The sequence below is a fragment of the Streptomyces sp. WM6372 genome, assembly GCF_001279655.1.
Lineage (GTDB): Bacteria > Actinomycetota > Actinomycetes > Streptomycetales > Streptomycetaceae > Streptomyces.
In genome coordinates, this window is the sequence record NZ_LGDB01000033.1 from 1 (window position 1) to 8173 (window position 8173).

Here is an 8173-nt window from a genome sequence, read left to right on the forward strand (position 1 = left end):
AGGAACGGACGCTTCCTTTGTACTCACCCTCTCGGGCTTTCCTCCGGGCTTTCGTTCTTTCCTGCGGTTCCGACTCTATCAGATCCTTTCGGGCCTGACCCCCAGTCAGCGGGGTTTGTCTTCCGGGCTGTTGGGCCCTTCCGACTCCCAGAACTCTAGTGGATTTCCCGGCCGATTCATAATCGGCCTTCGGAAATGAATTCGGGCATGCCGAATTCGTTCCCAGTGGGAGATCGTGCTGAGTTGGGTGCCGCAACGAGGCGGCGGGATGTGCCGTCGCCAAAACCTTCCGGCTCTGGGACAACTCGAAGAACCTTACGGATCCACGGGGCCTGTGTCAACCCCACAGCTCAGGTGCTGGTCAGCTCGGCGACTGGAGGTCCTCGACGCGGTCCAGGAGCCGGGTGAGCATGTCGCCCAGCACGCCCCGTTCCGCCGTGGAGAGGTCCTGGAGGAGGTCCTCCTCGAACACCGTGGCCGCCCTCATGGCGTCGAGCCACTTGCTGCGGCCCTCGTCCGTGAGCTCCACGATCACGCGGACCCGGTTGGACTCGTCCCGCTCGCGCGTCACCAGTCCCTCCGCCGTCATGCGGTCGATCCGGTGGGTCATCGCCGCCGGCGTGAGGCCCAGCTGCTTCGCGAGCTCGCTCGGGCCCATCCGGTACGGGGCTCCGGAGATGACGAGGGCCTTGAGGACCTCCCACTCCGCGTTGCTGATGCCCAGAGCGGCGGTCTGGCGTCCGTACGCGACGTTCATGCGGCGGTTCAGCCGGCTCAGCGCCGAGACCACCTTCTCGACCTGCGGATCGAGGTCCTGGAACTCGCGCTGGTAGACGGCGATCTGCTCGTCGAGGCTCGGCTCGTGGACGGGCGCGGTGCCGTCGGGGGTGTCACCCATGGTTCGAAGTATCGCACGGGCCCGTTGGCGTCTAACTCCTTCGATGTGTAGAGTTAAGGATCGAAGTTTAGGTATGAAGTCTTCGGGCTTCAGTTCTCAAAGGCAGGTGAGAAGTGACCAAGGTGATGGGCGCTGCGATGCGGCGGATCCAGGCCGGCAACGCGTTGACCGCGTTCGGCATCGGTTTCACGGTTCCGTTCCTCTACATCTACGTGGCGCAGGTGCGGGGTCTGGGCTCCATGGCGGCCACGAGCGCGTTCGTGGCCTTCGCCGTCAGTGCCCTGGTCGCGCTGCCCCTCACCGGTCGGGTCATCGACCGCCGGGGTCCCGTCCCCGTGGTCATCGGTGCGGCCGTCGCCGCCTCGGCCGGCGCCCTGTCGCTCGGGCTGTCGACCGGGATCGTGCCGATCCTGCTGTCCGCCCTGGCGCTCGGCGCCGGGCAGGCCGTCATGCAGCCCGCGCTGGCCACGATGATCGTGTGGTGCTCGACGCCGGGCACCCGCACGCGTGCCTTCGCGCTCCAGTTCTTCATGCAGAACCTGGGTCTGGGCATCGGCGGCCTCATCGGCGGCCAGATCGTCGACGAGAGCCGGCCCGCCAGCTTCACCCTGCTGTTCGGCATCGAGGCCGTGATGTTCCTGGTCCTGGCCGGGGTCATCCTGACCGTACGGATGCCGCACGCGCCGAGCATCAAGGACGCCGTGCCGCGGGACGAGTCCCGGTCGGGCGGTGCGTGGAAGCGGCTGCTCGAGCACAAGGCCATGGTCAAGCTGCTGGTCCTGGGCTTCGTGATCTTCTTCGCCTGCTACGGGCAGTTCGAGTCCGGTCTCGCCGCCTTCGGTACCGAGGCCGCCGGGATCTCCCCGTCCACCCTCGGCTTCGCGCTGGCCGCCAACACCGGTGCGATCGTCGTGGCGCAGTTCGTCGTGCTGAAGCTGGTCGAGAAGCGCCGCCGGTCCCGTGTGATCGCGCTGGTCGGCCTGATCTGGACCGTGGCGTGGGTCATCGCCGGGTTCTCGGGTCTGGGGCACGGCAGCGCGATGATGGCCGCCGCCGCGTTCATCACCACGTACGCGCTCTTCGGCATCGGCGAGGCGATGCTGTCGCCGACCCTGGCCCCGCTGGTGGCCGACCTGGCGCCGGAGGGTTCGGTGGGCCAGTACAACTCGGCCTTCGCGCTGGTCAAGCAGATGGCGCTGGCGCTCGGGCCGCTGGGCGTGCCGCTGGGTGCGGGTGTGCCGATGCTCTACATCGGGGTGTTCATCGTGGTCTCGCTGGGGATCGCGTGGCTGGCGCTGCGGCTCGGCAAGCAGCTGAGCGCGGTGCAGGACAGGCCGTCGCTGCTGGGCAGCCGGATCGTGGCGCAGGGCGCGAAGGCGGGCTCCGAGGTGGGCGAGCCCGTCGACGCGTAGGGGTACGGGCGCCCTCGGGCGCACAGTGAGCAGGGGGAAGGCCCCGGTCGGTCGACCGGGGCCTTCGTCGTGCCCGTACGGCTATGTGGTCGGCAGGGCGAACTCGCACCAGACGGCCTTGCCGCCGCCCGGGGTGCGGCGCGAGCCCCAGGAGGAGGCGATGGTCGCGATGATCGAGATGCCGCGGCCGGTCTCGTCGGCCGGTTCGGCGCGGCGGCGGCGCGGGAGGTGGTCGTCCCCGTCGGTGACCTCGATGATCAGGCGGCGGTCGGTGCGGCGCAGCCGCAGGCGCATGGGCGGGGTGCCGTGCTGGAGGGAGTTCGCCACGAGCTCGCTGGCGGCCAGGACGCCGAGGTCGCACAGTTCGACCGGGAAGCGCCAGGAGGCGAGGACTCCGGAGGCGAAGGCGCGGGCGCGCGGGGCGGCCTCGACGCCGCCGAGGAGTTCCAGGGCGGCGTTGTGGAAGAGCTCGGCGTCGGCTCCGGTGCGGCTCGGCTGCTGGAGGACCATGACGGCGACGTCGTCGTCGTGGTCGGCGTCGACGCCGAGGGCGCGCATCAGGCGGTCGCAGATGACCGCGGGGGTGCCCTGGGCGCCGGAGAGGGCGCGTTCCAGGGCGGCGACGCCCTCGTCGATGTCCTCGCCGCGCCGTTCGACGAGGCCGTCCGTGTAGAGGACGGCGGTGGAGCCGGGGCCCAGGGCGATGGTGCCGGAGGTGTGCAGCCAGCCGCCGGTGCCGAGCGGCGGGCCGGTGGGGTCGGCCGCCCGGCGTACGGTGCCGTCCTCGTCGCGGACGAGGATCGGGAGGTGGCCGGCGGAGGCGTACGCGAGCAGGCCCTCGTTGGGGTCGTGGACGGCGTAGACGCAGGTGGCGATCTGGCTGGCGTCGATCTCGGCGGCGAGGCCGTCGAGGAGCTGGAGCACCTCGTGCGGGGGCAGGTCGAGACGGGCGTAGGCGCGGACGGCGGTGCGCAGCTGGCCCATGACGGCGGCTGCGCGGACGCCGCGGCCCATGACGTCGCCGATGACGAGGGCGGTGCGGCCGGCGCCGAGGGTGATGACGTCGTACCAGTCGCCGCCGACGGCTGCCTCGGTGCCGCCGGGCTGGTAGGTGGCGGCGATGCGGAGGTCGTCGGGCTGTTCGAGTTCCTGCGGGAGGAGGGAGCGCTGGAGGGTCACGGCGGCTTCGCGCTGGCGGCGCTCGCTGGCGCGCAGCCGTTCGACGGCTTCGGCGTGGTCGCTGACGTCGGCGAGGTGGATCAGGACCCCGGTGTGGTGCGGGTCGGTGTCGCCTTCGGCGGCGGCCTTGGGGAACTCGACGGGGGTGCAGGTGACCGTGTACGAGCTGGTGCCGCCGGGTGCGGTGCGGTTCTTGGCGGTACGGGGCTTGCCGCTGCGCTGGACCTGGTCGAGGAGCGGGAGGAGGCCGAGCTCGCCGAGTTCGGGGAGGGCTTCGTGGGCGGGTGCGCCGGAGGGGCGGGGGCCGAAGCCGGCGGTGTAGGCGTCGTTGACGTAGGCGACGCGGTGTTCGGGTCCGTGGACGAGGGCGACGAGGGCCGGGAGCCGGCCGAGGACCTCCCGTACGGAGAGCTCGTCGAGGGTGGGCACGGCGGCGAGGACGCCGCTGCCGGCGTCGCTGCCGCTGCCCGGGCCGGTGCCCGTCCCGGTGCCGGAGACCGTGGGGTCCGCGGGGCCGCCGTCCGGCGCCGTGGCCGGGCGTGCGGCGGCGCCGCGGGCTGCCGGGACGGCGCCCTCACCCCGCTTGGCCTGGGCGGCGGCGTGTTCGGACCGGGCGGCGGCGCGGCGCTGCGTTCCGGGAAAACGGGCGCTCCAGCGCGTGAAGTTCACTGCGTTCAAGCCTCGTGGTGTCGCAAGTGGTCGCTGTGCCGTGAATGTCACTGTGTGCAGGCGTGGGCCCACCTATGGTCACACGTCCAGTGTGGCCGACCGCACTGACGACGTCAGCCCTGACTGTCCTTCGGGGGGTTGGGGGCGGGTGGGGGAGGGGGGAATCTGTGGCCGTGTCCGGCGGCGAGTTCGAATTCTGCCCTGGGGTGTTCGAGTGAGCCGAGGGAGACGATCTCACGTTTGAAGAGGCCCGAGAGGGTCCATTCGGCGAGCACGCGCATTTTGCGGTTGAAGGTGGGGATCCGGCTGAGGTGGTAGGTGCGGTGCATCAGCCAGGCGGGGTAGGCCTTGAGCTTGCGGCCGTAGATGTGGGCGACGCCCTTGTGGAGGCCGAGGGAGGCCACGGAGCCCGCGTACTTGTGCGCGTACTCGGTCAGGAGCTCGCCGCGCAGGGAGGCCACCAGGTTGTCGGCGAGGACCTTGGCCTGGCGGACGGCGTGTTGCGCGTTGGGGGCGCATTCGCGGCCGGCCTCTTCGGCGGTGATGTCGGGGACGGCGGCGGCGTCGCCGGCGGCCCAGGCGTGTTCGGCGCCGTCGACGGTGAGGAAGGCGGTGCAGGTGAGGCGGCCGCGTTCGGTGCGCGGGAGGTCGGAGGCGGCGAGGATCGGGTGCGGTTTGACGCCCGCGGTCCACACGACGGTTCGGGTGGGGAAGCGGGCGCCGTCGCTGAGGACGGCGACGCGGTTCTCGCAGGAGTCGAGCCGGGTCTCCAGGCGTACGTCGATGCCCCGGCGGCGCAGTTCGCGGACCGTGTAGACGCCGAGTTCGGGGCCGACCTCGGGAAGGATGTGGTCGCTGGCCTCGACCAGCACCCACTTCATGTCCTCGGGCTTGATGTTGTGGTAGTACCGGGCCGCGTAGCGGGCCATGTCCTCCAGTTCGCCGAGGGCCTCGACGCCCGCGTAGCCGCCGCCGACGAAGACGAAGGTCAGGGCGGAGTCGCGGAGGGCGGGGTCGCGGGTGGAGGAGGCGATGTCCATCTGTTCGATGACGTGGTTGCGCAGGCCGATGGCCTCTTCCACGGTCTTGAATCCGATGGCGTAGTCGGCGAGTCCCGGGATGGGCAGGGTGCGGGACACCGAGCCGGGGGCGAGGACGAGTTCGTCGTACTCGATCTCCAGCGGGCCGGTGCCCTCGTCCTCGGTGGCGAGGGTGGCGACGGTCGCGGTCCGCTTGGCGTGGTCGATGCGCTGGGCCTCGCCGATGACGATGCGGCACTTGTCGAGGATGCGGCGGAGCGGCACGACGACGTGGCGCGGGGAGATCGATCCCGCGGCCGCCTCGGGGAGGAAGGGCTGGTACGTCATGTACGGCTCGGCGCTGACGACCGTGACCTCGGCTTCGCCGGCTCTGAGTTTTCGCTGGAGCCGGAGGGCCGTGTACATGCCGACGTAGCCGCCGCCGACGACGAGGATGCGCGTGCGGGGCGGGGTACCGGGGTCCGTGCCCCGGGAGTTAGCAGCCTTCACCATCCCATGACGCAACGTGGCCGGGAGTTTGTCCACAGGCCTGACACATTGTGTGACCGGAGGGGGTGCCGGTACGGGGCTGTCGGATGGCTTGAGTGGGGGTGGAGTTCCGCAGGTCAGGTGGTGCGGAAGGGGTGATTCCGGGGACTTGGATCGGAAAAGTGGGGGTGAATGCTCCGATCGGGCGGTGGTCCGTCCGGGGCTGCCTCTTCTGAATTGACTCTGGCTCAACTATGTTCGTATCTCGTCGAGGAGTAAGACCGGGGCCCACATGACCGTGGCCCACCTCGACACGAAGGCGGGGAGTGTCTCCGGGGGGAGACAAATGATTACCGGGGGATACATATGCATATTTCCGATTTCCATGGTTCCGCGACCGCGCTCTCGGGTGAGAGCAGCGGCCGCCTGATGGCCGGCGGCACGACGCACGGCGTGGGTCGCTCCACGCCGCTGCGCGTCGACGCCCAGCGCAATCTCGAGCACGTGCTGCGCGCGGCCCGCGAGGTGTTCGGCGAGCTGGGCTACGGGGCTCCGATGGAGGACGTGGCGCGGCGCGCCCGCGTCGGCGTCGGCACCGTGTACCGGCGCTTCCCGAGCAAGGACGTCCTGGTCCGCCGGATAGCCGAGGAGGAGACCGCCCGGCTGACCGAGCAGGCCGAGGCCGCGCTGGGCCAGGAGGAGGAGCCGTGGCAGGCGCTGTCGCGCTTCCTGCGCACCTCCGTGGCCTCGGGCGCCGGGCGGCTGCTGCCGCCGCAGGTGCTGCGGGTCGGGTCGGCGAGCGAGGACGGCGTCGAAGAGGCGGCGGCGCGGGTTCCGCACCAGCGCCAGGCCGGTGTGACGGGCGGGGCTCCCGAGCTGCGGGTCGTGGGCTCGCGGACCGCGCTCGAGGACGAGCCCTCGGAGGACGCGGGCGCGGGTGCGCTGCTGGAAGTGGTCGGCCGGCTGGTCGACCGCGCCCGGGAGGCGGGTGAGCTGCGCGGCGACGTCACGGTGGCCGATGTGCTGCTGGTGATAGCCACGGCCGCTCCGGCCCTGCCCGACGCGGCGCAGCAGGCCGCGGCTTCGTCCCGGCTGCTCGACATCCTGCTCGAAGGGCTGCGCTCCCGGACGGCCTGAGCCGTACGGGGCACGGTCCTCGCGGACGCCCCCGCAGGGGTGCCCGCCGCTGCCCGTCCCGCCCACCGAACGGTTCGTCGACCGGTTCGTCGAACGGTTCCCCGAACGGCCGCTCGCTCGAAAGAGTGAGGATCTGTACGGGGTTTCACCGGACGCTGCCCGGACGAGTGGATGGTGGGAAGACGGGTCCGGCGCGCGCCCCCCGTGTGACACGCTTGAACGGTGTACCGGTTGAGTGTGGCGTGCGGGGGCTTCCGCGATGGGCGTTGACGGTCGGGAAGAGCCGCTCGGTGGTGCCGGCGGCGAGGTCGAGGCGGAGAGTCCGGCCGCACGCCAGGTCCCCGCGCAGCGCGAGCCGCGCCGCGGACGGCACGTGGCCGCGGGGTATGCCGGTGCCGATCTACCACCGTCCGACGGGGACTTGATCGCCCGGATGCGCGGCGGCGACGACGGCGCGTACGAGGAGCTGTTCCTCCGGCACGCGGATTCCGTACGGCGCTACGCGCGGACTTGCTGCCGCGATGCGCACACGGCCGACGACCTGACCGCCGAGGTGTTCGCGCGGACGCTGCAGGCGGTACGGGGCGGGGCCGGGCCGGACCAGTCGGTGCGGGCCTACCTGCTGACCACGGTGCGCCGGGTCGCGGCGGCGTGGGCGAAGACCTCCCGGCGGGAGCACCTCGTCGAGGACTTCGCGGTGTTCGCGGAGCAGGCTGCCGCGGGGACCGAGGTCGGCGGCGGCATGTCCGGCCTGTCCGGGGACGACACCCTCGAACTGGGTGCGGAGGTCCGGGCGATGCGCGAGGCGGAGCAGTCGCTGGCGATGCAGGCCTTCCGGAGCCTGCCCGAGCGGTGGCAGGCCGTGCTGTGGCACACCACCGTCGAAGACGCCTCGCCGAGCGCGATCGCCCCGCTGTTCGGGCTGAGCGCCAACGCGACGGCGGTGCTGGCCGGCCGGGCTCGGGAGGGGCTCAAGCAGGCCTATCTCCAGGCGCATGTGAGCTCGGCGCTGAGCTCGGGCGGGGACTGCGCGCGGTACGCGGACCGGCTGGGGGCGTACGCCCGCGGCGGGCTGCGGATGCGGGCGGAGCGGGGGCTGCGGGGGCACCTGGAGGAGTGTGCGAAGTGCCGGCTGGCCGCCGGGGAGCTCAAGGACGTCAACGCGGGCATTCCCGCGCTGCTGCCCGTCGCGGTCATCGGGTGGTTCGCCGCCGGGTACGCGGCGAAGGCGGCCGGCGTGGTGGCCGGCGGGGCCGTCGCCGCGGGGGGCGCGGGGGCTGCCGCCGCGGCCTCGGGCGGGTCGACGGCGGGAGCGGGAGCAGGGGCGGGGGCCGCTGGCGGTGCCGGGGCTGCCGGGGCCGGGGCTGCCG

General features: G+C 72.0%; 6 protein-coding genes. 3 read left to right on the plus strand and 3 right to left on the minus strand.

Features of this window, described 5'->3' with window-relative positions; translation table 11 throughout:
• Positions 1-361: 361 nt before the first annotated feature.
• The gene (locus tag ADK52_RS05005; protein WP_030292304.1) at positions 362-898 is read right to left on the minus strand and encodes a MarR family winged helix-turn-helix transcriptional regulator; all 537 of its coding nucleotides are present in this window, start codon (positions 896-898) and stop codon (positions 362-364) included.
• A gap of 113 nt (positions 899-1011) precedes the next feature.
• Here ADK52_RS05005 and ADK52_RS05010 point away from each other — a divergent pair, with 113 nt between their 5' ends.
• Complete coding sequence (locus ADK52_RS05010) at positions 1012-2310, plus strand: MFS transporter (RefSeq protein ID WP_053688569.1); 1299 nt, start codon at positions 1012-1014, stop codon at positions 2308-2310.
• An 81-nt stretch (positions 2311-2391) separates the two neighbouring features.
• On the opposite strand, the gene ADK52_RS05015 is transcribed toward ADK52_RS05010, so the two are convergent.
• Both ADK52_RS05015 and ADK52_RS05020 read right to left on the minus strand, forming a co-directional pair.
• Entirely contained in the window at positions 2392-4158 is a 1767-nt protein-coding gene (locus ADK52_RS05015) for an ATP-binding SpoIIE family protein phosphatase (RefSeq protein WP_053688570.1), read from the minus strand.
• A 113-nt stretch (positions 4159-4271) separates the two neighbouring features.
• The gene (locus ADK52_RS05020) at positions 4272-5690 is read right to left on the minus strand and encodes an NAD(P)/FAD-dependent oxidoreductase (RefSeq protein ID WP_053688571.1); all 1419 of its coding nucleotides are present in this window, start codon (positions 5688-5690) and stop codon (positions 4272-4274) included.
• Between the two features lie 342 nt (positions 5691-6032).
• Between ADK52_RS05020 and ADK52_RS05025 the strand changes: the two genes are divergently transcribed.
• Both ADK52_RS05025 and ADK52_RS05030 read left to right on the plus strand, forming a co-directional pair.
• Entirely contained in the window at positions 6033-6803 is a 771-nt protein-coding gene (locus tag ADK52_RS05025) for a TetR/AcrR family transcriptional regulator (RefSeq protein WP_053688572.1), read from the plus strand.
• 259 nt (positions 6804-7062) lie between these two features.
• A partial coding sequence (locus ADK52_RS05030; protein WP_159045842.1) for a sigma-70 family RNA polymerase sigma factor occupies positions 7063-8173 on the plus strand: 1111 nt, incomplete at its 3' end.